The sequence below is a fragment of the Rubrobacter taiwanensis genome (genome assembly GCF_004337705.1).
Lineage (GTDB): Bacteria > Actinomycetota > Rubrobacteria > Rubrobacterales > Rubrobacteraceae > Rubrobacter_C > Rubrobacter_C taiwanensis.
Map to the genome: position 1 here is coordinate 1 of NZ_SKBU01000007.1, position 26,443 is coordinate 26,443.

The following is a 26,443-nucleotide window of genomic DNA, read 5'->3' on the forward strand; positions in this document are numbered from 1 at the left end:
GGGGCTCGATGGCGTTCGGGATCAGACGCTGCTGGATGTACCTCTCTTTGACCACCACATCCGCCCGCTCGAACGCCTCCTCCACATCCCCGACCTCAAGCGGCCAGGTGTAGCACTCGTTGGTGCCGAGCTCCTCATGCACCAGCGGCGAGCCCTCTTCGAGCGCCGCCTCCACGTCCACCACCGCATCCAGCGGCTCGTAGTCCACCTGAATGGCCTCCAGCGCGTCGCGCGCCCGGTAGCGGTCGGTCGCCAGCACCACCGCGACCGCATCCCCCACGTAGTTCACCTCCCCGCGGGCCAGCGGCCAGTGATCCGGGATGCGGATGTCCTCCGTGACCGGCCAGCCACAGGGGATACCGACTACCCACTCATCGGCCAGATCCCGGCCGGTGAAGGCCGCCACCACACCGGGCATCTCCCTGGCAGGCGAGACGTCCAGGTTGGTGATCCTGGCGTGCGCGAACGGGCTGCGCAAGACCGCCATGTGCACCGTCCCCGGCAGCCGGATGTTGTCCGTCCACTCCCCCCGGCCCTCCAGAAAGACCGGGTCCTCTTTGCGCGGCAGGCTCGTGCCAACGTGCGTCTGAGCTACATCAGCCATCTGAACTCCACCTTTCCCTCACGTAACGCAGGTAACGTAGCACAGCGGGTAGCTCCGGGCAACAGTATCCTTGTATCATTACTGCAACGTAGCAGGAAGGAGACGGGATGGAGAATTCGCTGGACTACGCGGTGATCTTGTTCTACTTCGCCGCGGTGGTGGGGGCGGGTTACTGGGGTTTGAAGCTGGCGCGCAGTGCGGAGGACTACCTCGTTGCCGGGCGGCGCCTGGGGTTTCCGATGTACGTGGGCACCATGAGTGCGGTGGTGCTGGGTGGGGCTTCTACGGTTGGCGGGGTGAGTTTGGGGTACCAGTATGGCATCTCGGGGTTGTGGCTGGTGTTCATGATCGGGCTCGGGGTGGTGGCGTTGGGTTTCTTGCTCTCGACCCGGCTGGCGAACCTGGGAGTCTACACCGTATCCGAGATGCTGAGCCTGCGCTACGGGGGTTCGGCGGGTTTGATCAGTGCGGTTGTGGTCTCCTCGTACGCCTTGATGATAGCCGTCACCTCCACGATAGCTCTTGGAGCGGTCTTCAACGTGGCGCTCGGGCTCTCGCCGGTGTGGGCGATCCTGATCGGGGGTGGCGTCGTAGTGCTCTACTCGTTCGCGGGTGGGATGTGGTCCGTAACCCTCACGGACATCCTGCAGTTCTGCGTGATGACGGTTGGGATCTTCTTCGTGCTGCTGCCGCTCTCCGTGTCTGAGGCCGGCGGGATTTCCGGGATGCGGGCTGCGCTACCGGACTCCTTCTTCTCTCTTACGGCTATCGGAGGCGGAACCATCTTCACCTACTTCCTGCTCTACGTGTTCGGGCTGATGATCGGGCAGGACATATGGCAGCGGGTCTTCACCGCGCGCGGTCCCTCCGTGGCGCGGTGGGGGAGCATAGCGGCCGGGGTTTACTGTCTGCTCTACGCTCTGGCCGGGGCTCTGATCGGGTCTGCTGCCCGGGTGCTCTTGCCGGAGCTGGAGGCTGCGGACAACGCGTTCGCCGCCGTTGCGATCGCGACCCTGCCGGTCGGGCTCCTGGGGCTGGTGCTCGCTGCGGCGCTGGCCGCGGTAATGTCCACTGCAAGCTCGGCCCTCTTGGCCTCCTCCACCATACTCGCCAACGACGTCTACGCCCGGCTGGCCCGCGGCGTTCACAACCGGGTTCTCATCAGTCGGCTGGCGACCCTGCTCGTGGGCGTGGCGGTGCTCGGCATTGCCATCGCCGTAGGCGATGTTGTCGGCGCGCTGACCGTGGCATACAACCTGCTCACGGGCGCGCTCTTCATCCCGATCGTGGGCGCGCTCTTCTGGCGGCGGGCGACGGGTGCGGGGGCTCTGGCCGCAATGCTGGTGAGCAGCGGTGTGGTGATAGCGCTCATGTACACCCGCGGGCTCTTCTCCAACGACCCGATCATCTACGGCATGCTGGCCAGCCTCGGGGTCTTCGTCGCGGTGAGCCTGCTCTCGCGCGGTCCGGGCCCACAAGAGCAGGAAGCCTGGGAGAAGCGTCTGAGGGAGCCCGTGCGGCGGGATGAGCTACACTAGCCAGATACGGTTCGAGGAGGAAGCTGTGATCGAAGAACAGGTAGCGGACAGGATATTTGTCGGCGGGGAGTGGGCTGAGGCCGCCTCCGGCAAGACCTTCGAGGTCACAAACCCCGCAACCGGCGAGGTCATCGCCACCCTCCCGGACGGCGGGCGCGAGGACATGCGCCGTGCCGTAGACGCCGCCGCCTCCGCCCAGCCGGAGTGGGGCGAGAGTCTGGCGGCGGAGCGCAGCGCCATCCTGCAGCGGGTCGCCCGGACCATGCGCGAGCGGAGCGAGGAGCTCGGGCGCATCATGACGCTGGAGCAGGGCAAACCGCTCGCCGAGGCGCGGGGTGAGATCGGATATGCTGCCTCGTTTCTAGAGTGGTTTGCCGAGGAGGCCAAGAGGATCTACGGCGAGACCATACCCGCCAACACGCAGGACAAGCGCATCCTGGTCATAAAGCGGCCCGTGGGGGTAGCGGCGGCCATAACGCCGTGGAACTTCCCGGCGGCCATGATCACGCGCAAGCTCGGCGCGGCGCTGGCTGCCGGCTGCGCCATGGTCATAAAGCCCTCGGAGCTGACCCCGCTCTCCGCTCTTGAGATAGCCAGGATCTTCGAGGAAGCCGGGCTGCCCAAGGGCGTGCTCTCAGTGGTTGCGGGGCTCGATGCCGCGGACATAACCTCTGCTGTTATGGAGGACGGGCGGGTCAGGAAGCTCTCTTTCACCGGCTCGACGGAGGTGGGGAAGCTCCTGATGAAGCAGGCCGCCGACACCATGAAGCGTCTCTCTTTAGAGCTGGGCGGTCACGCGCCGTTCATCGTCTTTGAGGACGCGGACATAGAGGCGGCCGTAGAGCACGCGGCCGCTTCCAAAATGCGCAACATGGGCCAGACGTGCGTGTGCGCCAACCGCATCTTTGTGCAGCGCGGCGTGATGGAGGAGTTTGCCGAGAAGCTCACCGCCAGGATGGCCGCCATGAAGGTCGGCAACGGCCTCGAAGAAGGGGTTGAGGTAGGGCCGCTCATCGAGGAGAAGGCCGTGCAGAAGGTCGAGCGGCATGTCGCCGACGCCCGCAAAAAAGGCGCGAAGGTGCTTCTGGGCGGTGAGCGGATCAACGGCGCGGGCAACTTCTACGCGCCCACCGTGCTGCTCGACGCCGACGAGACGATGCTCGTGGCGCGGGAGGAGACCTTCGGGCCCGTGGCGGCGCTCATGCCGTTCGAGAGCGAGGAGGAGGTGGTGCGGCGGGCCAACGACACCTCCTACGGGCTTGCCGCCTACTACTTCACGCGCGACGTGGGGCGGGTGATCAGGCTGGCGGAGAGGCTGGAGTACGGCATCCTCGGGGCCAACGACGGGATGCCCTCCACGGCCCAGGCGCCCTTTGGCGGCGTCAAGGAGAGCGGCTTCGGCCGGGAGGGCAGCCACTACGGCATGGAGGAGTATCTGGATATCAAGTACGTCTCGCTGGGCGGCGTTAGTAGTTCTCCTCGGTAGTGATCCTGACCCGGAAGAAGTCGAAGAGGACCCGGAGGACGGCGACGGTCGGCACGGCCAGCACGACGCCGAGCAGCCCGGCGATCTCCCCGCCCGCGATGACGGCGAGCAGGATGATGATCGGGTGCACGCGCACGGCCACTCCCTGGATACGCGGGGTGAGCAGGTTGCTCTCTATCTGCTGGATCGCGAAGAAGACTATGGCCGTCAGGACCGCCGTGAGCGGCGAGACGAAGAACGCGACGATAACCGCCGGTATCGCGCCGAGCCAGGCTCCGAGGTAGGGTATGATAGCCGTTATCGAGACCCAGGCGCCGAGCAGGATCGCATACGGGACGCCCAAGATGGCGAGCGCGATGGCCGAGAGCACGCCTTGCGCTATGAGCACGAAGGCCAGCCCGGAGAGGTAGCGCGAGAGCGAGAACCCGAAGGAGTCCCACAGCTCCCGGGCATCCCGCCGGTAGCGAGAGGGAACGGCGAGCAGGTAGGCGGCCTTGATCCGCCGCACGTCTATCAGGAGGTAGGCCGCCACAAAGAGCATTCCGAAAAGGGCGATGCCGATGCTGATCACCCCCGAGACGAACCCCACCAGCCCGCCGAGGGCCCGCTCGGCCAGCGCCTGGGCCCGGTTGAAGAGATCCTCACCCAGATTGGAGATGAAGTCCTCCGGCGTCCCCGGCAGGAGGTTGCGGTCGGCGAGCATCATCACCAGGCTGCGGAGCATCCGGTCCGCCTCGCCGGCAATGGCCGGTGTGGCGGCTATGAGCGCGCTGAGCTGCTCTATGAGTATCGGTACCAGCACCGCGATGGCGAACACCACCAACCCGGCCAGCGAGAGGAAGCTGACCAGGATCGCCAGCCCCCGCGGCATGATCTGTGAGAGAGCCCGCACCGGGAACGAGATTATGATGGCCAGCGCAAATCCGCCGATAGCTATTATCGGGACGCTGGGCGCCGCCCACATGATGAGCAGCAGCGCCGCCAGCGCCCCGGCCAGCAGCAGGTTGCGGGTGCGCCGGGAGATCCGGATCGGGGTCGGGTGGATCATCGGCCGGGCCTTCTTGCGGCCCGCTCTTTTGCGCCTCAGCCTCACTGCGCTCTCCGGGAGGTCGTCTCCATACAGGGAGTTTACCGTTTCCGCGCAGGACGTGGCCGCTGGAAGCCGGGCGAGGTATGGTAAGGGGCTGGAGAAGAAAGCAGGAGGTTCTTGATGCCCGAGTTTATCCGGCTCTCATACGATATCCGCGGCGGAGACCCCGGCTGGCCGGGGAACCCGAAATACTCCTACCAGCGGCACACCTCCATAGAGGACGGCAGCCCTGCCAACACCTACCGGCTGGACCTCTTCAACCACTTCGGGACGCACCTGGACGCTCCCAACCACTTCAACCCGGACGGGCCGAAGATAGCCGACGTCCCGATGGACCGGTTCGTCTATGAGCGCCCGCTGCTGATCGAGACCCCGAAAGGGAGCGATGAGCTCGTGATGCGGGAGGAGCTGGAGCGGCACGCAGATGCCATCCGGGAGTGCGACCTGCTGCTGCTGCGGAGCGGCTGGCAGAGGCTGCGCGCCGAAGACCCCGAGCGGTACGCCGGCGAGGGGCCGGGCGTCGCGCCCGAGGCGTGCGAGTACCTGATCGAGGAGTTCCCGGGACTGAAGGCCGTGGGGATGGACTGGATCTCGCTCGCAGCCTACCGGCGCCCCGAGGAGGGGAAGCTGGCGCACCAGATCTTGTGCGGCGTCCACCACCCGGGGCGGTACGTCATCATAATCGAGGACATCAACCTGAGCCTGGCTCCGCAGGAGATGCGGCGGGTCTACGCCATCCCGCTCTTCCCCGAGGTCGTGGACAGCAGCCCCTGCACCGTCTTCGCCGAGTCTCCCTAGTCCATCAGCAAACCGCCGTTGACCTCGATCACCTCGCCGACCACGTAGTTGGCGCGCTCTGAAGCCAGGAAGAGCATCGCTCCCACCGTCTCCTCCGGCGTTCCCGCCCGCCCGATCGGGATGGCGGAGACCAGCTTCTCCATCACCTCCGGCGGCGTGTAGCGCTCGTGGAAGGGAGTTTGGATGACCCCCGGAGCGACCGCGTTTACCAGGATGCCTTCGCCCACGAGCTCCTTCGCCATCGCCCGGGTGAGCGTGCTCACCCCGCCCTTGGCCGTCGCGTAAGCCATCGAGCCCGGCCCGCCGCCGTTGCGCGCCGCTATGGATGTGACATTGATGATCCTGGCCCGCTCACTGCGCCGCAGGAGCGGCAGCGCCGCCTGCGAGCAGAGGAAGACCGACTTGAGGTTCACAGCCATCACCCGGTCCCACAGCTCCTCGCTCATCTCGGAGAGGGTGGTGCGTTCGATCAGGGCTCCGGCGTTGTTCACGAGCACGTCCAGCCGGCCGAAGCGCCTCTCTATCTCCCCAACCATGCGCCGGACATCCGCAGCTTTCGAGACGTCTCCCCGTACCAGCAGCGCCTCGCGGCCGAGAGACTCTATCTCACCGGCCACCTCCTGCGCCGGGCCTTCGCTGCTGTTGTAGTGGACGGCGACGGCGCAGCCTTCCCGGGCGAAACCGATCGCGGCCGCCCGTCCTATCCCCGTACTGCTCCCCGTGACCCAGACTACCGTTCCTTCGGAGAAGATCATCCCTCACTCCCTCTCTCGCTTACAGCCAGTTGTTTCTAACACAACTGGAGCCGTTCCCGCAGGTTTCGCCCGGCGGACTTCCGGGCAATACCAGACACGGAGGCGATCAAAGAGGAGGAGAGTTGGCCCTGACGGCTACCGTCACCGGATTCGACGGCGGAAACGTGACGATGCTCATCGGAGAGCGCGAGATAGTCGTGGACCGCTCCGAGCTGCCGGAGGACATCGGGCAGGGAGACGTGCTGCGGCTGGAGTTCTCCGTGGAGCGCCGCACCATGAAGGACACCGACACCGAGCGCGGGAGCCGTCCCGGGGAAGAGGACTAGCGCCGGGGTCTGAACCCGGCGCTGCCGGCCGCCGCCGCGCTGACCAGCAGGATCGCGGCCCACGACCGGAGCTGCAGCGCCTCGCTCAGGATCACGAACCCGATAAGCGCGGCCACCGCGGGCTCCAGGCTCATCAGCACCCCGAACACCCGCGCGGGCATCCTCTTGAGCGCTTCTATCTCCAGCGTGTAGGGGATGGCGGTCGAGAGCAGCGCGATCCCGGCCCCGGCGAGCAGCACGCCCGGAGCCAGCAGCTCCGTCCCGGCCTGCCAGAGCCCGACCGGGGCCACGAGCACCGCTCCCACGCCCGTGGCGAGTGCGAGGCCCGTGCCTCCGGCGAAGCTCCGGCCTAGCAGGCCTCCGAGCAGCACGTAGCACGCCCAGAACGCCCCGGCCAGCAGCGCGAAGATTACGCCCACCGGGTCCAGAGCCTCGCCGCCCGCTACCCCGGTCGTGCTCGCGAAGGGGGAGAGCAGGAAGATCCCGCCGGCGGCCAGTGCGCCCCAAAGGAAGTCCAGCAGCCGCCGTGAGCCGAGGAGCGCTACGGCGAGCGGCCCGGTGAACTCCAGCGTCACGGCGACCCCCAGCGGTATGCGCTCTAGCGCCGAGTAGAAGCAGAAGTTCATCCCGGCGAGCACGAATCCGAAGGTGGCCGCCAGTGCGAGGCTCCTGCGCGAGGACAGTACCGCGCCCGCCAGCCGCCTTCGCCAGAGGAACGCCAGTAGCAGCGCCGCCAGCCCGACCCTGAGAAACACCGCCCCGCCGGGACCTACAGCCTCGAAGAGGCTCTTGGCCATCGCCGCTCCGAGCTGTACGGAGAGCACCGCCAGCAACACCAGCGCCGGCGGAGGGATGGACCCGGAGGCCTCGCGCAGCACGGCCACCCGCCCGGCGGCAAGCTCGCGCCCGAAGGGCCCGCGGTAGCGGAACGCCCGGTCAGGGGCGGCCAACTACCGGAATCCTCTCTCTACACTCCGGGTCACGGGGCGCATTCTCTCAGGTCCGGCGGGCGGTTTCGAGGCTTTTTCGCCTTGATCCGGCAGCACCGGCGGGCCAGCTCTGCGAGCTCTTCGTAACCCCACGTTCCGTTGTCCGTCACGCGGCGAGCCAGGTCTTCCGGAACGCCTTCTATCCCCAAGTGTGCCCCGCTGATGGCTCCCGCCATCGCCGCCGTCGTGTCCACGTCGCCGCCCGCCGAGATCGCATTCCGCACCGTCTCCCGGTAGTCCTCCGGGCTCCTCAAGAAGGAGTACAGGCTCCAGAGCACGCTGCCGACCACGAAGGGCGAGATCCCCCACCGGGGATCGTGCTCCCCGGATTCCAGCCCCGCCCGGGAGATCGGCCCGGCAGCCTCTCCGGGCGGAAGCTCTACCCACTCTTCCAGCCGGCGGATGTAGCCGCCGAAAGAGGGCTCTACCGCAGCCGTCCACTCGCTCAGTTGCGCCAGAAAGCAGCCGAAGTCCACCGGCCGCTCCTGGAACGCGAGCGCCACGGCCCCGGCTATGGCGACGGCCCCCGCCGAACACCGATCGTCCCGGTGGGTGATTATCCCCTGCTCCCGGGCCGCCCGGACCAGCCCTTCCGGATCGTCGTGGAAGAGAAGCCCCACCGGCCCGGCGCGCATCGCGCTCCCGTTCCCGGCCGCCGGAGGCGGCGTCCCGGACTCGCGCCAGGAGACGCCCCCGATCAATCGCCGCGCCGCCTCCTCCGTGGCCCGACCCTGACCGACGATGCGCACCTCCCGGAAGATGGCCGCGATCCGGCGCGCGTAATCCTCCGGGTCAAACCTCCCCAGCTCCGCGTAGCTCTGCAACAGCTCCCGGGCGAGCTGCGAGTCGTCAGAGTACTGGCCGAACCGGTACGGCTCGCGCCCTGCTTCCCCCGGCACTCCCTCATCCAGAACCCGGTCTATGTACCGGCGGCAGACCTCCGGCAGCCGCCCCTCAACCACAAACCCCAGAGCATCCCCCGTGCACTGCCCGATGAGACACCCCACAAACCTCTCCTCAGCGACCAGAACTCTCAACCTCCTCCAGAGTAACGGTACTCCTTGCCAACTTTAAAATACTCCTCACGTTCTGAGAGACCCACTCTTGTAATCGTTTACGTAAACGATTACACTAGGATACAGGAGGAGCTGGTTTGAGCACGATCAAGGACGTGGCCCGGGAGGCGGGGGTATCTACGGCGACGGTATCGCGGGTGATGAGCGGCAGCGGCCGGGTGAGCGAGCGGATGCGCGAGCGGGTTTTGGCGGCGGCCGACCGGCTTGGGTACCGGCCGAATGCGATGGCCCGGTCTCTGCGGAGCGAGACGACGCGGACGCTGGGGCTCGTGGTCTCCAACGTGCTCAACCCCTTCTTCACGGCGGTGGCGCGGGCTGTGGAGGACGCTGCTCACGAGCGGGGGTACAGCCTCATTCTGGGGAACGCTGACGAGGACCCGGAGAAGGAGGAGCTGTATCTGAATGTGCTTCTGGAGCGGCGGGTGGACGGTCTTATCGTGAGTCCGGCGCGGGCTGAGTCGCCGTATCTGGCGGAGGTTGTGGAGGAGGGCGTTCCGGTCGTGTTCGTGGACCGGCACATCGAGGGGATAGGTGCTCCGGTGGTGCGCGCGGACGGCCGGCGGGCGGTGGGGGAGCTGGTGGAGTATCTGGTAGGGCTTGGGCACCGGGAGCTGGCGGTGATCTCTGGGCCGCCGGAGGTCGTGTCGGGCCGGGAGCGGTTGGAGGCGTTTGTGGGTGCGGCGCAGCAGCGCGGCGTGCCGGTGATGGAGGAGCGCGTCCGGGTGGGGGACTTCCGCCGGGCGAGCGGTGCGGTGGCGATGCGGGAGCTGCTGGCGTTGAGGGAGAGGCCGACGGCGGTCTTCGTTGCGAACAACCTGATGGCGCTCGGCGCGCTGCGTGAGGTCCGGCGCGCCGGGCTGAAGGTCCCGGAGGACATCTCGCTGGCCAGCTTCGACGACGTGAGCTGGTTCGAGCTGGTGGAGCCGCCGGTTACCGCGATCTCACAGCCCACCGGCGAGCTCGGCGCTGCGGCGGCCCGGATGCTGCTGGAGATGGTCGAGGAGGGGCGCCGGCCCCGGTCGCTGATTATGGATGCTGAGCTGGTGGTGCGGGACTCGTGCGGGAGGCCGGGGCGGTGAGCGAGGAGCTGCTGGAGATGCGGGGCATCACCAAGCGCTTCCCGGGCGTGGTGGCGCTGGATAAGGTGGACTTCAAGTTGCGGGCGGGCGAGGTGCACGTGCTGCTCGGTGAGAACGGGGCCGGCAAGAGCACGCTCGTCAAGATCCTCTCCGGGGCGTACCGGCCGGACGAGGGCGAGATCCTGCGCGGTGGCGTGCCGGTGGAGATAGACTCCGCCGAGGACGCGCAGAAGTTGGGTATCTCTACCATCTACCAAGAGTTCAACCTGATCCCGGAGCTCAGCGTGGCCGAGAACATCCTGCTCGGGCGCCAGCCGCGGCGGTTCGGGATCGTGGACCGGCGCAGGATGTTGCAGCGGGCGCAGGAAGTGCTGGACGAGATGCGCGTCAAGGTGGACCCGCGGGCGCTCGTCTCCGAGCTCGGGGTGGCGCAGCGGCAGATGGTCGAGATCGCCAAGGCACTGAGCCTGGAGTCCGAGATCCTCATCTTAGACGAGCCGACGGCCGTGCTCTCCGGGCAGGAGATAGAGCGGCTGTTCGAGATCATCCGGGCGTTCAGGGACGAGGGCGTCGGGATCATCTACATCTCGCACCACCTGGAGGAGGTAGCCGGGATCGGGGACCGAGTGACGGTGCTGCGCGACGGGAGAGTCGCGGGGCACCTACCCGCGGATGCGAGCCGCGAAGAGATGGTACGCCTGATGGTCGGGCGCGAGATCGAGAACCAGTACCCCCGCCGCCGGAGCGCGGCGGGCGAGGTGCTGCTGGAGGTGAGGAACCTCTCGCGGGCGGGGGTGTTGCGGGACATCTCGTTCCAGGTGCGCGCCGGGGAGGTGGTCGGGGTAGCCGGGCTCGTTGGGGCCGGGCGCACGGAGCTGGCACGCGCCATCTTCGGCGCCGATCCTGTGGACTCCGGCGAGATCTTGGTCGGGGAGCGGAAGATGGAGCCGGGAGACATCCGGGAGGCCCGCAGGAAGGGCATCGGGTTCATTCCTGAGGACCGGCAGGGGCAGGGGCTCGTCCCCAGGCTCTCGGTGCTGGAGAACCTGGGGTTGGCGGCTCTCTCCAGGAGTGTGCGGCTGGGGATGATCCGGCGGGGGGAGCTGCGGCGCAAGGCTCGGGAGATGGTCGAGGGGTTAAACATCCGCACGCCGGGGCTGGAGCAGGAGGTCCGGTACCTCTCCGGTGGCAACCAGCAGAAGGTGGTTATCGGGAAGTGGCTGCTTGCGGACTCGAAGGTCCTCATCCTGGACGAGCCGACTCGCGGGGTGGACGTGGGGGCCAAGGTGGAGATCTACGAGCTTATCAACCGCCTTACCGACGAGGGCGCCGCCGTGCTCATGATCTCCAGCGACCTCCCAGAGGTGCTCGGTATGAGCGACCGCATCCTGGTGATGAGCCAGGGGCGCATCACGGGCGAGCTGCCGGCCAGGGAGGCGACGCAGGAGCGGGTGATGGAGCTGGCGACGCCGGAGAGCGAGGTTGTCGTTGAGTAGGCCGAGCTTCAGAGAGCTCCTGAGCCGCAGCGGGCCGCTCGGCGGGCTGGTGCTCCTGTGCGCGGTGATGGCGTTCCTCTCCCCGATCTTCCTGACCTTCACCAACCTTTTCAACGTCGGAACCCAGATAGCGGTCATTGCGATCCTGGCCTTCGGGGTCACCTTCGTTATCATCTCGGGCGGCATAGATCTCTCGGTGGGGAGCGTGCTGGCGCTGGCCGGGATCGTGTTCGGTTGGGCGGCGGTGTCGGCTGGACTGCCGCTGCCGCTGGCCGTTGCGGCCGGGCTCGGCGCGGGGGCGCTGGCGGGGCTGGTGAACGGGTTGCTGATCACACTGGGTAACCTGCCGCCGTTCATTGCGACGCTGGCGATGCTCAGCGCCGCGCGAGGTCTGGCGCTTGTGATCTCGGGTGGCATCCCGATCAGCGACATCCCCGAGTCCATCCAGTATCTGGGGAGCAGGGATCTGTTCGGGGTGATCCCGCTGCCGGTGGTGGTCATGGTGGTGATGTGGGTCATCACCGTATTCATCCTGCGCTATACCTACGCCGGACGCTGCATGTACGCCATCGGCGGCAACGAGGAGGCCGCCCGGCTCTCCGGCATCAACGTCTTCGTCCAGAAGCTCCTCGTATACACCCTCTCTGGGCTCTACGCCGGGATCGCGGGGATACTCACCACGGCGCGGCTGGCCTCAGCGCAGCCGCAGGCCGGGTTCACCTTTGAGCTGGACGCCATCGCGGCGGTCGTGATCGGTGGGGCGAGTCTCCAGGGCGGGGTGGGCACGGCCTCGGGGACGCTCATCGGGGCGTTTATCCTGGGCGTGCTGCGCAACGGGCTGAACCTGATGAACGTCTCGGCGTTCTGGCAGCAGGTGGTTATAGGGGTTGTGATCGCCCTGGCGGTCATGACAGATACCTTGCGCCGCAGGCGCAAACGATAGAAAGGAGATCGCAATGAAACGCGTACTCTCGTTATTGGTGGCGCTCACTCTGGCGGTTACGGTCGCCGGGTGCGGCGGAGCTGCGGGTGACGGTGGCGAGGGCACGAGGATAGCGCTCTCCATCTCCACACTGAACAACCCGTTCTTCGTGACGCTGCGCGACGGGGCGCAGGCGGCGGCGGACGAGGCCGGGGTGGAGCTGATCGTGGCCGACGCCCAGAACGATGCCTCCCGGCAGCAGAACGACATCCAGAACTTCGTCACCCAGCAGGTGGATGCCATCCTGGTGAACCCGGTGGATTCCGACGCCGTGGTCCCGGCGGTCGAGGCGGCCAACCAAGCGGACATCCCGGTCCTGGCGCTGGACCGCGGCGCTTCGGGCGGCGAGATCGTAACCACTATCGCCTCGGACAACGTTCAGGGCGGCCGGCTCGCCGGGGAGGAGCTGATCCGGCTCGTCGAAGAGGGACCGGTCGTTCAGCTCGAAGGCATCCCCGGCACCTCGGCGGCCCGGGACCGGGGGCAGGGCTTCCGGGAAGCGATAGAGGCCCAGGACGCCGTCGAACTCGTCGCCAGCCAGCCGGCGGACTTCGACCGGAGCGAGGGGCTGAACGTGATGCAGAACCTGATCCAGGCCAATCCGGACATAAGGGGCGTCTTCGCGCAGAACGACGAGATGGCGCTCGGCGCGGTCCAGGCACTCGGCGACCGCGCGGGGAGCGAGGTGATCGTGGTCGGCTTCGACGCCATAGAGGACGCGATCGGGGCCATCCGGGAGGGCAGGATGAACGCCACCATCGCCCAGCAGCCGGAGGAGATGGGGCGTCTCGGCGTCGAGAATGCTATAAAGGCCATCGAAGGGGAGCGAGTCCCGGAGGAGATCCCCGTCGAGGTTAAGCTGGTAACGCAGGAGAACGTGGAGGAGTTCGCGGAGTAGCGGCTTGGCGGAGGTCTTCGTAGCAGGCTCCATAAACCAGGACTTCGTGCTCCGGGTGGAGCGCCGCCCGCAACCCGGCGAGACGGTCACCGGCGCCGAGCTCTCCACCCTCCCCGGCGGCAAGGGGGCTAACCAGGCCACGGCCGCAGCCCGCCTGGGGGCCTCGGTCGCGATGCTGGGCCGGGTCGGGGAGGACTCTTTAGGCGAGGCCATGCTCCGTAACCTGCGCGAGAAGGGCGTGGACTCAAGCCGGGTGGAGGCCATCCCGGGTATATCCACCGGAGCGGCGTTCATCACCGTGACCCCGGACGGGGAGAACGCCATCGTGGTCTCGCCGGGGGCGAATCACCGCCTGATGCCGGAGGATGTGAGCGCGGCCGCGCAGGACATCCGGGCCGCGAGGGTGCTGGTGGCCCAGATGGAGCTGCCCGTCGAGACGGTAGCGCGGGCGGCGGAGGTCGCCGCCTCCGGCGGGACGCGTTTCGTGCTGAACCTGGCCCCGATGCGCGAGGTCCCGGACGGGCTGCTGGAGATCCCAGACCCCCTGGTCGTCAACGAGCACGAGGCCGCGTTCCTGCTCGGTACGGAAGTCGAGCCGGTAGAGGATGCGCGGGAAGCCGCCGGGAAGCTGCTGGAGCTGGGACCGCGCTCGGCCGTGATCACGCTCGGGGCCGCCGGGGCGGTCTTCGCGGGCGGCGGGAAGACCGGCCACTTCCCGGCTCCGGAGGTGGAGGTGGTGGATACCACGGGCGCGGGGGATGCGTTCGTGGGGGCGCTCGCCGTGAAGCTGGCCCGGGGAGACGCTTTGGGCGACGCCGTCTCCTACGCGGTGCGGGCCGGCTCGGCGGCGGTCACGAAGCCCGGAGCGCAGGGCTCGCTCCCCACGCCGGAGGTCGTGGAGCGGTTGTGAGAAAGGGGGGCATCCTGAACGCACAGCTCGCCGGCGCGCTGGCCCGGCTGGGCCACACGGACCTCGTGGTAGTCTGCGACTGCGGGCTGCCGGTCCCGGACGGTCCGGAGGTGGTGGATCTCGCCTTCAGGTTCGGCACTCTCTCCTTCGAGGAGGTTCTCAGAGGGCTCCTGGGCGAGCTGGTCGTCGAGCGGGCGACGGCCGCGCTGGAGGTCAGGGAGGCCAACCCCGGCTGTTACCGGCTGCTAAAGAGCGAGCTGGGGGGCTTGGATCTCATCCCGCACGAGCAGCTGAAGCTCCTGGTAAGGGAGGCGAAGCTGGTGGTGAGGACGGGCGAGGCGCGGCCGTACGCGAACGTTATCCTGCGCTGCGGCGTGCCCTTTTAGCCGGCGGTCCCGGCGGGTAGGTTAACCAGGCAGGCGGTTCTCAGAGCAGGTTTTCAGGAGGGAGCTTCTATGCGCGCGATGGTGATTGCGGACTTCGGAGGGCCGGAGGTCTTCGAGCAGCGGGACGTCGAGCGTCCCGAGCCCGGGCCGGGCGAGGTCCTGGTGCGGGTTGTCGCCTCCGGGACGAACCCGGTGGACGCCAAGATCCGGGCCGGAGCCATCCCGGTCGTGGAGCCGCCCGCCGTGATCGGCTACGACGTTTCCGGGGTTGTGGAGGAGGCGGGGCCTGGGGTGGACGACCTCCGGCCGGGCGACGAGGTCTACTTCACGCCCGAGATCTTCGGCAACCCGCACGGCAGCTACGCCGAGTACGTGGTCGCTCCGGCGAGCATCGTGGCGCTCAAGCCCGCCGGCCTGAGCCACGTGGAGGCCGCGGCGGTTCCTCTGGCGGGCGGTACGGCGTACGAGGCCCTGATCCGGCGTCTTGAGGTACGGCCCGGCGAGACGGTGCTCATTCACGGCGGGGCCGGGGGCGTCGGATCGTTCGCCGTCCAGATAGCGAAGGCCGCCGGGGCGTATGTGATCGCGACCGCCGGACCTTCCAACCAGGAGACTTTGGGCGAACTCGGGGCAGATGTGGCGGTAGACTACCGGAGCCAGGACTTCTCGGAGGCCGCGCTGCAGGAGACCGGCGGCGAGGGGGTAGACGCCGTCTTCGACGCGGTCGGCGGACAGCTCGTGAGAAGCCTGGAGGCGACGCGGCCGTTCGGGCGGCTGGCGAGCATCCTGCCGATCCAGGGAGACCTCACCCACGCCTATCTCAACAACCAGACCATTTACGGCGTCTTCCTGACCCGCGAGCGCCGGCGGCTGGAGGAACTGACGCGGCTCATCGAGCAGGGCAAGATGCTGCCTCTGGTGGATGAGGTGCTGCCGTTGGAGCACGTTAGCAGGGCTCACGAGCGGCTGGACTCCGGACACGGCCGCGGTAAGGTCGTGCTGGAAGTGTCCGGGTAGGGAGACTGCAAAGCGCCCGGATCGTGAGGTATATTAGATGAACTTGAGGAGGCCGGAGCGGGCTCCGGCGCGAGGCCGTCTTGGAGAGGAGCATGCAGAGATCCGGGACAGAAGAGGCGCGCTCTTCCGGGGAGAAACCGGAAGAGCGGCGCGGGCGGTGGTGGCGCTGGGGGCTCCTCTCGGCGCTCGGCGTCCTCGCGGTAATCGCCGGTGCTCTGGCCGGATTCATGGCGGCCGGCTCCCCGAACACCGGCGGTACCAACCCGATCGCCGAGATCGTCGGCGGCGACTCGCCCGGCATGTTCATAAGCCGCGAGCCCCAGTATCTGCTCTTCCTCGGGGCCGATGATGAGATGAACGAGCCCGAAGAGGCTTCGCGCTCCGACACAATAATCCTGATCCGCATCGCGGGGGAGGGTATATCCATGCTCTCCATCCCGCGGGACACGCGGGTCCACATCCCCGGCTACGGATATGACAAGATCAACCACGCCTTCGCCTACGGCGGGCCCGAGCTCATGCTCCGGACCGTCTCCGGGTTTACCGGCATAGAGGTGGAGGACTACGCCATCGCCAACTTCGAGGGGTTGCGGGAGGTGGTCGAGGCGATGGGCGGGGTAAGGGTCAACGTTCCCGTGGAGGTCGAGAAGCGCGCCTACCCCGGCGGCCCGATGATAAGGCTGGAGCCCGGCATCCAGACCCTCAACGGGGAGCAGGCCCTGGCCTACCTGCGCTGGCGGGCCGACTCCCAGGGCGACATCGGGCGCGTCAAGCGCCAGCAGGACTTCGTTTTCCGCGTCTTCAATCAGGCGTTCTCCCGCGAGAATATAGACCGCCTGCCGGAGGTAGAGGAGGCCGCGCTCAGCAACGTCGAGACTAACATGACGCGCAACGAGCTCATAGCGCTCGGTGCCCGGGTCAAGGCGCTCAGGGAAGAGGATGGCAGGATAAAGATCGAGGCCGGAACCGTCCCCGGCCACGAGCAGACGCTCTACTCGGAGCCGGCCGGGATGTACCTGAGCTTCTGGGTCCCGGATATGGTGGAGTTCCAGCAGGTCTTGAGCGAGACGGTCAAGCCGCCGGAGGAGCCTGAGGCGGCGAGCGGCGGTTAGTGCCCGCACCTCTTCTGTGGCGACCGCCGGCGAAGCTGAGCACGATCACACCGGGCGTTATGAAGAGGGCGGTGAAGATCACGTAGGGAGATTTGGCTCCCGGTCAGCCCGTAGGCGCGCCCGGGCCGCCCCGGCAGGCGGCCCGGCTGCGATTGCTGTCCGGCTGTGGCCTTGAGAGTGCGTACCGGGCCGAGTAGCCACCCTCCAGGCTTTAGCTCTCCAGAGACGCTTCGAGCCGGATGTCCACGTTGCCGCGCAGGGCGTTTGAGACCGGACAGCCCTGCTCGGCCTCCTCGGCGGCTGAGCGGAAGTCCTCGGCCGTGATTCCTGGCACCCGCCCCCGCACGCTGAGGTCCACGCGCGATATCTTCACTCCGTCCGGGATCTCGTCCAGCGCGCAGACCGCGCTCACCTCCAGCCGCTCCGGCGGGGTCTCCCGGCCCTCCAGCACGTGTGAGAGGGCCATGGCGTAGCACCCGGCGTGGGCTGCGGCTATCAGTTCCTCGGGGGAGGTCTTGCCGTCGGGACGCTCGGTGCGGGCCGGCCAGCTTACGGGCAGCTCTCCCAGCGCGCCACTGCCCCCGGTGAGACGCCCGGTGCCGCGGGCGAGACCGCCCTCCCATACCACCTCTGCTCTGCGTTCCGCCAGCGCCATATTCGCCTCCTTTCGTCGAACACTGCGAGAAGATACTACCAGAGGTCTCCCGGCTCCACGGAAATTGTGAAAAAATTTCAGAATTCTCTAAAGTTTCGTTACGCGAGGCCCAATAAACGTCTATATTTATTGCGATACGGTAACGGGCCCGTGGTTCCTGGAGGGGGCGATTGAAGAACGGTTTTTCTCTGGCGCTGATCGCGCTTCTGCTCGCGGGGGTAGTAGGGTTGGCTGCGGGCCCGGCGGAGTCGGCCCGGTACGTGCAGGTGGTAGACAACGAGACTCCTGGGCGCTTTGCGGCCTCCGAGAGCTGGGGCGCGAGCTCCTACAGCCCGGAGCGCTACGGAGAGAACTACCGCTTTGCGACCCCCAAGCCGGTAGCCGACGCCGCGCGCTACAAGGTCAGGATACCGGCCACGGACCGCTACAGGGTCCATGCCCGCTGGCCTGCAAATCCCGGCTATAATCCCAGAGCGCGGATAGGGATTCACACGACCTCCGGCTGGCAGTGGGTGACCGTCGATCAGCGGCAGAACGGCGGCCGGTGGGTGCATCTGGGGACCTTCAGGATGGCCGCTGGGGACGGTTGGAAGATCCGGGTTGCCCGCCGCTCTGGCAGCGAGGGCTACATAATCGCCGATGCGGTGCGGGTTGCGCGGGTGACCGAGACGCAGCAGACCGCCTCGGGGGGGCAGGTTACCGGGAAGGAGATTCTGGCCGAGGCGCGGACGTGGCTCGGCGTCCCGTACCAGTATGGGGGTACCTCGCGCCAGGGGGTGGACTGCTCCGGCCTGACGCTCAAGGTCTACGAGAAGTTCGGCATCCGGTTGCCGCGCACGGCGCACGACCAGTACCACTCCGGTCCGGGGACGAAGGTCGCCAAGACCGAGCTCCGGCGCGGATATCTGGTCTTCGGCTACGCCGACGGGTACGGTTCGGGCATCCAGCACGTCGGCATCGTCACCGGCGACGGGCGCATGATCCACGCTCCCGCTCCCGGCACCGTGGTCCGCTACGACGACCTGCCCAACGGCTGGTACAACATCCTGGGCGTCAAGCGCATCGTGCCGCCGGCGTAGTAAACGGCCCCGCTTCAGGCTACCATTAGGCTCATGAAGGTGGACTTCCTGTACTATGAGGACTGCCCGTCGCACGGCCGGGCGTTGGAGCGCTTGCGGCGGGTGATCTCCGAGGAGGGTGTCGAGGCGGAGGTCGAGGTGACGGAGGTGAAGACCGAGGAGCAGGCCGCCGAGCTGCGCTTCGTCGGCTCCCCGACCATTCGCGTGGACGGAGAGGACATAGTTCCGCCGCCGGATGGTGCGCCCTACGCTCTCACCTGCCGGGCCTACACGCTGGAGGACGGGCGAGTCTCCCCGCTGCCCTCTGAGGAGAGCATCCGGCGGGCGTTGCGGCGGTAGCGGCTCCTCGTCCGAGCGTTTACCCTGAGATCCGGAGAGAGTCCGAGCGACGGAGGTGAACCGTGGCCAACATAAGGATCGGAGATAACGCCATACCGTTCAACCTGCCCGGCGTGGACGGGAGGAAGTATCTGCTCTCAGACTACGACGACCGGGAGGCGGTGGCTGTGATCTTCACCTGCAACCACTGCCCCTACGCCCGGGCATGGGAGGACCGGCTGGTGCAGATCCAGGCCGACTACGCCGGCCGGGGGGTGCAGCTCATAGCCATAAACTCCAACGACGCGAGCAAGTACCCCGACGACAGCTTCGAAAAGATGAAGGAGCGGGCCGAGGAGAAGGGGTTCAACTTCCCCTATCTCCACGACGAAGATCAGGAAGTGGCCCGGGCCTACGGTGCGGAGCGCACGCCGGAGGTCTTCCTCTTCGACGCGGACGGCATCCTGCGCTACCACGGCACCGTGGACGACAACTACGAGGATCCGGAGGCGGTGAGGGAGGCCTACCTGCGCGACGCGATAGAAGCCGTCCTGGAGGGGCGGGAGCCCGCCACGGCCGAGACCGCTCCGGTGGGGTGCACGATCAAGTGGAAGTAGTGGTTCTGTTCTCCGGGCGCTACCGACCCGGCGCGTACGCGCCGGGCCGGTAGAGGTACTGAAGCTCCGGCGTGGGATCGAAGCCGGCGGCGCGCAGGATCGTCAGGATCTCCGGCTCGGGCGGCGCCAGGCGGGCCATCAGCAGGTCGAGAAAGCCCGGCCGCTGCTCGTAGCGTACGACCGTGGCCTCGTCCACCCCCGCGAGCTCGCGGGCCGTCGCGGCGGCGTCCTCCAGGTTCCCAAGCCCGTCTACCAGCCCGAGCTGCTCGGCCTGCTGGCCCGAGTAGATCCTGCCGTCGGCCAGCTCCCGCACCCGCTCTTCCGGGAGGTCCCGGCCCTCTACTATGACGCCGACGAACCTGTCGTAGGCCTCGTCGATGAAGGACTGGAGGATCTCACGCTCTTCGGGTGTCAGCTCGTCGAAGGGGGAGGCCATGTTCTTGAACTCCCCGCTCTGGACGACGACCTCCTCTATGCCCAGCCGGTCTGCAGCCTCGGCGTAGTTCACGGACCGGAAGATGACGCCTATAGAGCCCGTCAGGGTGGTGGGGTTAGCCACGATGCGGTCGGCGGCGGTGGAGATGTAGTAGCCGCCGGAGGCCGCTGTGGAGCCCATCGAGACGACGACGGGCTTCTCCGTGCGCTCCCTGAAGTCCAGGATCGCCTGATGCATCTCGTCGCTGGCCACGACCCCGCCGCCGGGCGATTCGACCTCCAGGATCACGGCTTGTACGCCGGTGTCCCGGGCGGCCTGTTCCAGCTGGCTGCGCAGGGTCTCCGGCGTGGCACCGGCCTGGGCGAAGAGTCCCTCCGCCTGCAATCCGATGACCCCCGTCACCGGCAGGACGGCTATCTTCTCCGGCCCCTCGCCCATGACGTATCTCTCGTCCCAGGTGATCCGGCTCGCAGCGGCCTCACCGGGGGCCGGACGCCCGGCGAGAGCCACCACGGCCACGGCGACGATAACCGTCAGCAACACCAGGGCTCCGGCCGTCAGCAGGATCCAGAGCCAGGTGCGGCTTCTGCGGCGCGGTGCTTCCTCCATCGCTCTATCCTCCTCCGAAGGTCCCGGCGAGCGTGACGACCAGGACCACGACGATAGTTATGGCCAGCAGGATCAGGCCCCCGCAGCCCACACATGAGAGCGCGCAGGCTCCGCCGGACTCCCCGTAGCTGAGCTGCCGGGCAAAGCGGCTCCCCACGATGACGAGCGCCACATGCCAGATGCCGGACCCGAGCAGGATCAAGAACCCCAACAGACCCAGCAGAACCCCTACCGGGCTGTCCGGTCCGGCTGCGAGCTGCAGGCCGGTCAGGGGCATCTGCACCAGGGTCTCCAGTGCGAGCGGCAGGCACGCCACGCCGACGATGGCGAGCATGTTGCTCAGGGGTCCGCTGCCCCCGAAGATGCGGGTGGCGAGCTGCATCACCAGCGAGACGGCGATCCACCAGATGAAGGGCAGGAGCACGGCGAAGACGACCGCCAGAACCCGGGCCGTGAGCAGGAGCTCTCCCTCGAACAGCTCCGGCGGGAGCTGCGGGAAGTCCTCGGGGGAGAACTGCTGCTCTACGGGGAACAGAAAGACTTCCAGCGCAGCCGACAGGAGGCTCAGCGCCGCCCACAGCGCCACTATCCCGAATCCGGCCGCCGCGCCGCCGCCCTCTCTCGTGAGACGCTCCATCGCGCGGGCCGGGGCCCAGATCACATCCAGTACGCCCAAAGAGCTACCACCTCGATTCGTCCGGCTTCAATGCCTCATTCCAGGCATATCTTACACGTCCGGCCCTCTAGCTGAGCATGAAGGGCGGTCTGCGCTCCCGCGCTGAGAGCAGGGCGTCCTTGGCCTCTTCCGGCGAGACGGACTCGTCGCGGCGCTCCAGCACGAGCTGCTCCCGGTGGGCCACGATCCACATATACAGATCCGGCTCGGTGCGGCCCGGGAAGGCGTCTAGTACGCGCTCCTCCCGGATCATGCGCGCTATGGGTCTGTAGGAGTGCTCGTACCAGTCCCGGATGGCCTCTTCCGGCGAGACGTAGCGCCGCCAGAGCTGGGAGAGCCGGAAGCCGTGCGCCTCGATGAGCGTCGCCAGCCGCCGGTAGTCTGCCACGTCCGAGAACTCCAGTTTCAGGTCCGGCAGCACCCGGTCTATCGGGAGGCGTTCCAGCAGCCGCCGGTACTCGTACATCCGGAGCAGGTCGCCGGCCGTCAGTGCCGAGTCGACCGGGACGCGGGTACGCAGCTCGGTGACGTCGGCGTCTATCATCTCGATGCCCTGCTGGCGCGCTACCGAGACCCGGTGGTTGCCGTCGCGCACGAAGTAGGCGTCCCCGATCTTGTACAGGCTCACCGGCGGCAGCTCCTCGGCCCGGTGGAAGGCCTGATCTATGCGCTTCCACCGTTGCTTGATGCTCTCGGTGGAGGGGAGGAAAGCCCGGTCGAAGTCCCGGTGCCGCCCGACGCTGCCCACGATCTTCTCCACCGGCACTACCTGCATCCCCAGATGCACCTGATTGAAGACGCCGAGCGCGTCCCGGACCTCCTCGAAGGAGAGGAGCCGGTTGGAGGCGGGGTCGTTGCGCAGGAAGGCCCGCAGCCGCCGGAGGAACGCCCGCCGCCGGGCCCGGGAGAAGTCCTGATCTGCCTGCTCTTCGAGGTTCATGTGCTCGACCACGGGGAAAATCTACTCCCGCCTCTGCCGGAGAACAAGCCCCCCGGGGTTAAATCCGTGTAAAACCGGCCGCCCTGCACTCTTCTACTGGTAGCTGATCACCGCCGGGGCGGGATCCAGCAGCAGGACCTCCTCCGGGGCGAGCGGCGGATCGTCCCGCTCGCGGAAGATCCTGATCCCGCCGTACTGGATCGGCTCCTGGCGCACGAGAAGGTCGTAGCGGATGGTCTTCTCTGCCGGGGTTCCGACCCCGTCGGTGTTCAGAACCACCTGCACGTTATCTGTGGGTCGGATGCGCTGTTTGTCGGCGATGATCCCCTCTGCGAACTGGTGTACGATCAGGACCTTGTCCGGCAGGTCGTTCTCTTCTACCAGCCGGTCGAGGAGTTCTATGGCCGCCTGGATCTCACCCCGGTCCATCGAGCCGAGGTTTACCCCCGGCACCTGCCCCTCCCCGACGGCGTACTCGGTGTCTAGCGCCAGATGTACGTGGGGAAGCTCCAGGAACGGGCGGACGGCCTCTATCTCGTCCGCCACGGTGCTGCGCCCGATCTGGAGATCCAGGATCAGCAATGCCCCATGCCGGGACGCGAGGTCGGCGTACTCTTCTATCTGCTCGGGCGGGAGCCGGTCCAGGTAGAGACCGTCGGTCCCGGGCGTCCTCCGGGCGGCGGAGACGACGAGATCCACCGCGGGAACGGCCGGGCGTTCCGGATCGGCTGCCGAGTAGGCGGCCGCTTCCTCCCCGAGGCGTTCCATGGTCTCCTCCGGCTCGTGCCGGGCGAGCAGTCCGGCGTGCTCCGGCAGCGGTGACCCGTAGTAGGCCACGATCCGGTGCCCTTTCAGCGGTCCGTCCGAAGGGTCGGCGGCTCCGGCCACCAGCGTCTCCCCGAGCGGCACGCTCCGCTCGGCGTCCGGCCGGTATCCGCCGGCTTCGGGCCGGGAGCTCTCCGCTAACCGATACTGCAGGGGAGGCTGCTCCCCGGCGGTGCGGGCGAGCGGCTCCGCGTCCGGCGGCGGGGGGACGGCCGCATAGGGCCGCTCCGGGGCTGCAGCGGATGACGCCGCGGCCTGGGGGCCGGGGTCTCTGACACCCGCCGGCTGCGTCTGGCCGCCGCAGCCCCGGAAGAGAACGAAGATCAGGAGCGCCGCCAGCAGCAGGCAGAGGAGGGCGAACCGCCTCCGGCGGCGGTACTTCCTCCTCCGGCTCATCCGGACTCTCAAGCACCCTCCCGCCGGCCTTAAATCTCTACGAGTCGGTGTCCGAACACGTTCACTATCCGGGTCCCGCCGCGCTGCAGCTCGCGCACCGGCTCGGCCCCGTAGAGGTGTACGTGGCCGTGCAGCCAGAGCTTCGGCCGGTGGCGGTTTATGAGCTCCACGAAGGATCTGAATCCCGTATGACAGGGATCTTCCCGGTCGCCGAGACCGAACGGGGGGGAGTGGGTTACGAATACGTCCGGCGCGGAGCGTCCCAGCGCCCTTCCGAGCGCTATTCTGGCCGAGAGCCGCCAGCTCTTGAGGCGCATCTCGCGCTCGGTGTACTGGTGGGGGCCGCCGGAGTAGAGCATCGAGCCGGAGAAACCGGCGAAGGTTACGCCGTTTAGGCTCTGCGTGCGGCCGTCCAGCGGGATGCAGCCCTCCGGCGGGCGTTGCGCCTTACCCTTCTTCTGCGCGGACGATCCGGGCTCCGGGTCGTGGTTGCCCAGCACGTAGAGCAGCGGCACGTTCAGCATCGTGACCACGTACTCCAGGTACTCGAACGGCAGGTCCCCGCAGGAGACGACGGCCTCCACGTCTGGAGCCAGGCTTTTGATGCCCGGCCCGTATATGAACGGTTCGACCCTGTCGCTTATGGCGAGGATCTTGATCTCGGCCGACCTCCCTTCTCCCGTCCGGAACATTCTACCAGCGATGAGTTAGAATGTGCTCCGGCGTGCCGGAGGGGTTGCGGCACGGACTCTGCTGGAGGAGGTGCGTATCTTCTTGGGGGCACCGGAGACGCCCAGACTCACCGTCGACGTCATCGTCCCGGACGAGCGAGGCCGGGTGCTCTTGATCCGGCGCAAACGGCCGCCTTTCGAGGGGCGGTGGGCGCTGCCGGGCGGCTTCGTGGACGTCGGGGAGACGGTCGAGAGCGCCGCCGTGCGGGAGGTGCGCGAGGAGACCGGGCTCGAGGTGGAGCTCGTGCGGCTCGTCGGGGTGTACTCCGAGCCGGACCGCGACCCGCGCGGGCACAACGTGAGCGTGACGTACCTGGCGCGGGCCACCGGCGGCGAGCTCGCCGCCGCGGACGACGCGTCCGAAGCGCGCTTCATGGACCCCGCGGCAGTGGAGCTGGCCTTCGACCACGCCGCGATCGTGGAGGATGCGCTCCGGCTCCTGGAGCGCCGGTGAGCCGGTGCGGGGGCAGGGGATGGTAAGACCGGTTACGGCGGGGACTCGCGGCGCGAGCATAAGGGATGTGGCGCGGGCTGCAGGGGTCTCCATCTCCACGGTGAGCCGGGTAGTGAACGGGACGGCACCGGTCGCCCCGGCGACGCGGGAGCGGGTAGAGGCCGCCATAGAGGCGCTCGGATACCGGCCGAGTGCGATCGCTCGCCAGCTCGCCTCGCGCAGCTCCGGCACGGTGGGGCTCCTCGTTCCGCACCTCTCCGATCCGGCCTGCGCCATGGTGGCCGAGGGGGTCGAGGCGGCGGCGCGGGCACGCAAGCTGTCGGTCATCCTGTGCCAGACCGGCTCCTGCGGCGAGGCGGAGCATCTGGTCCGGCTGGCTGAGCTACGGGTGGCGGGCGTGGTCGTTGTGGCCTCTGAGCCGGACGGGGAAGAGCCGCGAGATGGCTGCTACCGGACTCTGGCAGGTGAGGTCCCGCTGGTTCTCGCCGGGACGGGCGCGGGTGCCGTCCGCGTGGACGAGAGAGAGGCGGGCTACCTCGCCGCCGGGCACCTCCTGGAGCTGGGGCACGAGAAGCTCGCGTTCCTCGGCGGTAGCGCCGGTTCCACCGTTGTCCGGCGCAGGCTGGAGGGTATCGAGCGTGCCTTAAGAGAGGCGGGGATGGAGTACGGCAGCACGCTGCACCTCCCGGGCGGCTCCGGCTTCGAGGACGGACGGGCCGCCTTCGGTCGGCTCGCGCGCCGCGAGGATCGGCCGACCGGTCTTGTGTGCGTCAGTGACCTTCTGGCCGCCGGGGTGCTGCGGGCCGCCGCTGAGATGGATCTGGGCGTGCCGGAGGACCTCTCGGTGGTCGGAATCGATGACGTTTCGCTCTCCCGCTGCTTCTCCCCGCCGCTCACCACGGTGGCCAGGCCGCTGCGCGAGCTCGGCCGGCTGGCCGTTGAGGAGCTGGTTGCGCTCATGGCCGGCTCGGAGCCAGGGACGTGCGAGCTCAAACCGGAGCTCGTGGTGCGCGGGAGCACGGGGCCGCCGGACGGCCGGGAGGAAGGGTGATGAGCCTATCCGGAGTAAGAGCGCTTGCTTTCGACGTCTTTGGCACGGTCGTGGACTGGCGCTCCACGATTATCGAGGAGGGCGGGCGGCTGAACCGGGAGAAGGGGCTGGATGTGGACTGGGCCGCCTTCGCCGACGCCTGGCGCGAGGAGTATAGGCCCTCGATGGACCGGGTGCGGCGCGGGGAACTGCCGTGGACGAAGCTGGACGATCTGCACCGCGCCTCCCTCGAGAAGCTGCTGGACGAGTTCGGCGTAGAGGGGTTGAATGATGCCGAAAAGGAGCGCCTCAACCGCGTCTGGCACCGGCTCAAACCTTGGCCCGACGCCGTAGAGGGCCTCAAGCGGCTGCGGCGGCGCTACATCCTGGCGACCCTCTCCAACGGCAACGTTGCGCTGCTGGTAAACATGGCAAAGCGCGCCGGGCTGCCCTGGGACTGCGTGCTCTCGGCCGAGCTGGCGCGCCGCTACAAGCCCGACCGGGAGGTGTACCTGATGGCGGCGGAGCTTCTGGGGCTAAAGGCGGGGGAGGTTGGCATGGTCGCGGCGCACGCCGAAGACCTCCTCGCCGCCCGTCAGGCGGGCTTGAGGACCGTGTTCGTACCGCGCCCGCTGGAGTTCGGTCCGGGAGGCGCGGCGGAGGCTCCCGACCCATCCTTCGATATGGTAGTGGAAGACCTCACGGATCTGGCCCGGAGGCTCGGGCTCTGAGAGCCGCTTCACCCCGGCCGAGCGGATCGCGACCTCGCTTACGGTCGCCGCTCAGCGCGCCGGCTACTTTACCACCTCGTAGTCCTTGTCGGCGCGGTCGTAGCGCGCCCAGGCCTCCTCTGCGGGCATCTCCCGGTCCAGGGGCATCACCGCGACGTTCTCCGGGGCCGCCTGCTCCTCGGTGAAGATGCACAGGGCGTAGGGCGCGTCGTTGGGCTCGAGCTGGTGCCAACGGCCGGACTTCGTCTCCGAGATGTGCACGACCCGGATCTGGTCCCTCCGGATCTTGGTCTTCTCGCGGTCCAAGATCTCCCTCCTCGCTGGCTCTCCCTATCCTTTATACCGGGCGTTCCGGTCCGCCAAACCCGCAGGCTCTGTAACGGTATACCCTGTGTCCACCTCCG

28 protein-coding genes and 1 pseudogene are annotated in these 26,443 nt (G+C 67.8%); 17 read left to right on the forward strand and 12 right to left on the reverse strand.

Annotated elements, in window-relative coordinates; genetic code table 11:
* Window positions 1-604 (reverse strand): xanthine dehydrogenase family protein molybdopterin-binding subunit (locus E0L93_RS16405; protein WP_132688801.1); only part of this gene is annotated, 604 nt, incomplete at its 3' end.
* A gap of 107 nt (window positions 605-711) precedes the next feature.
* Between E0L93_RS16405 and E0L93_RS03965 the strand changes: the two genes are divergently transcribed.
* Together E0L93_RS03965 and E0L93_RS03970 are read left to right on the forward strand one after the other, a co-directional pair.
* A complete protein-coding gene (locus E0L93_RS03965) occupies window positions 712-2,142 on the forward strand; it encodes a sodium:solute symporter family protein (protein WP_132688804.1) in 1,431 nt (476 codons plus the stop codon).
* 4 nt (window positions 2,143-2,146) lie between these two features.
* Window positions 2,147-3,628: an NAD-dependent succinate-semialdehyde dehydrogenase gene (locus E0L93_RS03970; protein ID WP_424511418.1), complete on the forward strand. Its 1,482-nt coding sequence runs from the start codon at window positions 2,147-2,149 to the stop codon at window positions 3,626-3,628.
* Here E0L93_RS03970 and E0L93_RS03975 read toward each other — a convergent pair.
* Window positions 3,609-4,721 carry an AI-2E family transporter gene (locus E0L93_RS03975; RefSeq protein ID WP_207890320.1) on the reverse strand — a complete coding sequence of 371 codons (1,113 nt, stop codon included), beginning with the start codon at window positions 4,719-4,721 and terminating at the stop codon, window positions 3,609-3,611. The genes E0L93_RS03970 and E0L93_RS03975 overlap by 20 nt on opposite strands.
* Before the next feature lie 117 nt (window positions 4,722-4,838).
* Here E0L93_RS03975 and E0L93_RS03980 point away from each other — a divergent pair, with 117 nt between their 5' ends.
* The gene (locus E0L93_RS03980; protein WP_132688810.1) at window positions 4,839-5,516 is read left to right on the forward strand and encodes a cyclase family protein; all 678 of its coding nucleotides are present in this window, start codon (window positions 4,839-4,841) and stop codon (window positions 5,514-5,516) included.
* Here E0L93_RS03980 and E0L93_RS03985 read toward each other — a convergent pair.
* Window positions 5,513-6,271 carry an SDR family NAD(P)-dependent oxidoreductase gene (locus E0L93_RS03985; RefSeq protein ID WP_132688813.1) on the reverse strand — a complete coding sequence of 253 codons (759 nt, stop codon included), beginning with the start codon at window positions 6,269-6,271 and terminating at the stop codon, window positions 5,513-5,515. The two genes, E0L93_RS03980 and E0L93_RS03985, sit on opposite strands and share 4 nt — an antisense overlap.
* A 122-nt stretch (window positions 6,272-6,393) precedes the next feature.
* Here E0L93_RS03985 and E0L93_RS03990 point away from each other — a divergent pair, with 122 nt between their 5' ends.
* A complete protein-coding gene (locus tag E0L93_RS03990) occupies window positions 6,394-6,597 on the forward strand; it encodes a hypothetical protein (protein ID WP_132688816.1) in 204 nt (67 codons plus the stop codon).
* Here E0L93_RS03990 and E0L93_RS03995 read toward each other — a convergent pair.
* Window positions 6,594-7,547: an EamA family transporter gene (locus E0L93_RS03995; protein WP_243638098.1), complete on the reverse strand. Its 954-nt coding sequence runs from the start codon at window positions 7,545-7,547 to the stop codon at window positions 6,594-6,596. The two genes, E0L93_RS03990 and E0L93_RS03995, sit on opposite strands and share 4 nt — an antisense overlap.
* A gap of 29 nt (window positions 7,548-7,576) precedes the next feature.
* Window positions 7,577-8,623 carry an ADP-ribosylglycohydrolase family protein gene (locus tag E0L93_RS04000; protein WP_207890321.1) on the reverse strand — a complete coding sequence of 349 codons (1,047 nt, stop codon included), beginning with the start codon at window positions 8,621-8,623 and terminating at the stop codon, window positions 7,577-7,579.
* A gap of 116 nt (window positions 8,624-8,739) precedes the next feature.
* Between E0L93_RS04000 and E0L93_RS04005 the strand changes: the two genes are divergently transcribed.
* The 7 genes and pseudogenes from E0L93_RS04005 (at window position 8,740) to E0L93_RS04035 (ending at window position 16,542) form a co-directional block, all read left to right on the forward strand.
* A complete protein-coding gene (locus E0L93_RS04005; RefSeq protein ID WP_132688819.1) occupies window positions 8,740-9,741 on the forward strand; it encodes a LacI family DNA-binding transcriptional regulator in 1,002 nt (333 codons plus the stop codon).
* A 17-nt stretch (window positions 9,742-9,758) separates the two neighbouring features.
* Window positions 9,759-11,237, forward strand: a complete 1,479-nt coding sequence (locus E0L93_RS16410; protein ID WP_132689016.1) for a sugar ABC transporter ATP-binding protein — start codon at window positions 9,759-9,761, stop codon at window positions 11,235-11,237.
* A gap of 67 nt (window positions 11,238-11,304) precedes the next feature.
* Window positions 11,305-13,117: pseudogene (gene rbsB / locus E0L93_RS16560) on the forward strand (ribose ABC transporter substrate-binding protein RbsB).
* A gap of 4 nt (window positions 13,118-13,121) precedes the next feature.
* Window positions 13,122-14,027, forward strand: a complete 906-nt coding sequence (rbsK, locus tag E0L93_RS04020) for a ribokinase (protein WP_132688822.1) — start codon at window positions 13,122-13,124, stop codon at window positions 14,025-14,027.
* Window positions 14,024-14,413, forward strand: coding sequence for a D-ribose pyranase (rbsD, locus tag E0L93_RS04025; RefSeq protein WP_132688824.1), 390 nt, complete (start codon window positions 14,024-14,026; stop codon window positions 14,411-14,413). Before rbsK ends, rbsD begins: the two co-directional genes overlap by 4 nt.
* A gap of 69 nt (window positions 14,414-14,482) precedes the next feature.
* Complete coding sequence (locus E0L93_RS04030; RefSeq protein WP_132688827.1) at window positions 14,483-15,430, forward strand: zinc-dependent alcohol dehydrogenase family protein; 948 nt, start codon at window positions 14,483-14,485, stop codon at window positions 15,428-15,430.
* 92 nt (window positions 15,431-15,522) lie between these two features.
* Window positions 15,523-16,542, forward strand: coding sequence for an LCP family protein (locus E0L93_RS04035; RefSeq protein ID WP_132688829.1), 1,020 nt, complete (start codon window positions 15,523-15,525; stop codon window positions 16,540-16,542).
* Between the two features lie 211 nt (window positions 16,543-16,753).
* Here E0L93_RS04035 and E0L93_RS04040 read toward each other — a convergent pair whose 3' ends face one another.
* Window positions 16,754-17,197: an OsmC family peroxiredoxin gene (locus E0L93_RS04040; protein WP_132688832.1), complete on the reverse strand. Its 444-nt coding sequence runs from the start codon at window positions 17,195-17,197 to the stop codon at window positions 16,754-16,756.
* A gap of 170 nt (window positions 17,198-17,367) precedes the next feature.
* On the opposite strand from E0L93_RS04040, the gene E0L93_RS04045 reads away from it, so the two are divergent.
* The 3 genes from E0L93_RS04045 (at window position 17,368) to E0L93_RS04055 (ending at window position 19,211) form a co-directional block, all read left to right on the forward strand.
* The gene (locus E0L93_RS04045) at window positions 17,368-18,276 is read left to right on the forward strand and encodes a golvesin C-terminal-like domain-containing protein (RefSeq protein WP_132688835.1); all 909 of its coding nucleotides are present in this window, start codon (window positions 17,368-17,370) and stop codon (window positions 18,274-18,276) included.
* Between the two features lie 33 nt (window positions 18,277-18,309).
* The gene (locus E0L93_RS04050; RefSeq protein ID WP_132688838.1) at window positions 18,310-18,615 is read left to right on the forward strand and encodes a DF family (seleno)protein; all 306 of its coding nucleotides are present in this window, start codon (window positions 18,310-18,312) and stop codon (window positions 18,613-18,615) included.
* 62 nt (window positions 18,616-18,677) lie between these two features.
* Entirely contained in the window at window positions 18,678-19,211 is a 534-nt protein-coding gene (locus E0L93_RS04055) for a thioredoxin family protein (protein WP_132688841.1), read from the forward strand.
* Window positions 19,212-19,230: 19 nt separating this feature from the next.
* Here E0L93_RS04055 and sppA read toward each other — a convergent pair whose 3' ends face one another.
* From sppA to E0L93_RS04080, 5 genes are all read right to left on the reverse strand, one after another.
* Entirely contained in the window at window positions 19,231-20,256 is a 1,026-nt protein-coding gene (gene sppA / locus E0L93_RS04060) for a signal peptide peptidase SppA (protein WP_132688844.1), read from the reverse strand.
* Window positions 20,257-20,260: 4 nt separating this feature from the next.
* Window positions 20,261-20,932 carry a YIP1 family protein gene (locus E0L93_RS04065; protein WP_132688847.1) on the reverse strand — a complete coding sequence of 224 codons (672 nt, stop codon included), beginning with the start codon at window positions 20,930-20,932 and terminating at the stop codon, window positions 20,261-20,263.
* A 67-nt stretch (window positions 20,933-20,999) separates the two neighbouring features.
* Window positions 21,000-21,884, reverse strand: coding sequence for a hypothetical protein (locus tag E0L93_RS04070; RefSeq protein ID WP_132688849.1), 885 nt, complete (start codon window positions 21,882-21,884; stop codon window positions 21,000-21,002).
* Between the two features lie 81 nt (window positions 21,885-21,965).
* Window positions 21,966-23,093: a hypothetical protein gene (locus E0L93_RS04075; protein ID WP_132688852.1), complete on the reverse strand. Its 1,128-nt coding sequence runs from the start codon at window positions 23,091-23,093 to the stop codon at window positions 21,966-21,968.
* Between the two features lie 29 nt (window positions 23,094-23,122).
* Window positions 23,123-23,785, reverse strand: a complete 663-nt coding sequence (locus E0L93_RS04080; RefSeq protein WP_132688855.1) for a metallophosphoesterase family protein — start codon at window positions 23,783-23,785, stop codon at window positions 23,123-23,125.
* A gap of 82 nt (window positions 23,786-23,867) precedes the next feature.
* Here E0L93_RS04080 and E0L93_RS04085 point away from each other — a divergent pair, with 82 nt between their 5' ends.
* From E0L93_RS04085 to E0L93_RS04095, 3 genes are read left to right on the forward strand one after another with little or no spacing between them, the layout of a single operon-like run.
* The gene (locus E0L93_RS04085) at window positions 23,868-24,278 is read left to right on the forward strand and encodes an NUDIX domain-containing protein (RefSeq protein ID WP_132688857.1); all 411 of its coding nucleotides are present in this window, start codon (window positions 23,868-23,870) and stop codon (window positions 24,276-24,278) included.
* Between the two features lie 19 nt (window positions 24,279-24,297).
* Window positions 24,298-25,329: a LacI family DNA-binding transcriptional regulator gene (locus E0L93_RS04090; protein ID WP_243638100.1), complete on the forward strand. Its 1,032-nt coding sequence runs from the start codon at window positions 24,298-24,300 to the stop codon at window positions 25,327-25,329.
* Window positions 25,329-26,039, forward strand: coding sequence for a haloacid dehalogenase type II (locus tag E0L93_RS04095; protein WP_132688863.1), 711 nt, complete (start codon window positions 25,329-25,331; stop codon window positions 26,037-26,039). Before E0L93_RS04090 ends, E0L93_RS04095 begins: the two co-directional genes overlap by 1 nt.
* Before the next feature lie 63 nt (window positions 26,040-26,102).
* On the opposite strand, the gene E0L93_RS04100 is transcribed toward E0L93_RS04095, so the two are convergent.
* Window positions 26,103-26,345: a hypothetical protein gene (locus E0L93_RS04100; protein WP_132688866.1), complete on the reverse strand. Its 243-nt coding sequence runs from the start codon at window positions 26,343-26,345 to the stop codon at window positions 26,103-26,105.
* Window positions 26,346-26,443 lie beyond the last annotated feature (98 nt).

What these genes read in the sequence shown, in the direction of transcription:
- E0L93_RS16410 (WP_132689016.1), top strand. Translation starts at nt 9,759, where the DNA reads ATGCGGGGCATCACCAAGCGCTTCCCGGGCGTGGTGGCGCTGGATAAG.
- E0L93_RS03985 (WP_132688813.1), bottom strand. Translation starts at nt 6,271, where the DNA reads ATGATCTTCTCCGAAGGAACGGTAGTCTGGGTCACGGGGAGCAGTACG.
- sppA (WP_132688844.1), bottom strand. Translation starts at nt 20,256, where the DNA reads ATGGAGGAAGCACCGCGCCGCAGAAGCCGCACCTGGCTCTGGATCCTG.
- E0L93_RS04035 (WP_132688829.1), top strand. Translation starts at nt 15,523, where the DNA reads ATGCAGAGATCCGGGACAGAAGAGGCGCGCTCTTCCGGGGAGAAACCG.
- E0L93_RS04030 (WP_132688827.1), top strand. Translation starts at nt 14,483, where the DNA reads ATGCGCGCGATGGTGATTGCGGACTTCGGAGGGCCGGAGGTCTTCGAG.
- E0L93_RS04080 (WP_132688855.1), bottom strand. Translation starts at nt 23,785, where the DNA reads ATGTTCCGGACGGGAGAAGGGAGGTCGGCCGAGATCAAGATCCTCGCC.
- E0L93_RS03965 (WP_132688804.1), top strand. Translation starts at nt 712, where the DNA reads ATGGAGAATTCGCTGGACTACGCGGTGATCTTGTTCTACTTCGCCGCG.
- E0L93_RS04050 (WP_132688838.1), top strand. Translation starts at nt 18,310, where the DNA reads ATGAAGGTGGACTTCCTGTACTATGAGGACTGCCCGTCGCACGGCCGG.
- E0L93_RS04040 (WP_132688832.1), bottom strand. Translation starts at nt 17,197, where the DNA reads ATGGCGCTGGCGGAACGCAGAGCAGAGGTGGTATGGGAGGGCGGTCTC.
- E0L93_RS04090 (WP_243638100.1), top strand. Translation starts at nt 24,298, where the DNA reads ATGGTAAGACCGGTTACGGCGGGGACTCGCGGCGCGAGCATAAGGGAT.
- E0L93_RS04075 (WP_132688852.1), bottom strand. Translation starts at nt 23,093, where the DNA reads ATGAGCCGGAGGAGGAAGTACCGCCGCCGGAGGCGGTTCGCCCTCCTC.
- E0L93_RS03980 (WP_132688810.1), top strand. Translation starts at nt 4,839, where the DNA reads ATGCCCGAGTTTATCCGGCTCTCATACGATATCCGCGGCGGAGACCCC.
- E0L93_RS04095 (WP_132688863.1), top strand. Translation starts at nt 25,329, where the DNA reads ATGAGCCTATCCGGAGTAAGAGCGCTTGCTTTCGACGTCTTTGGCACG.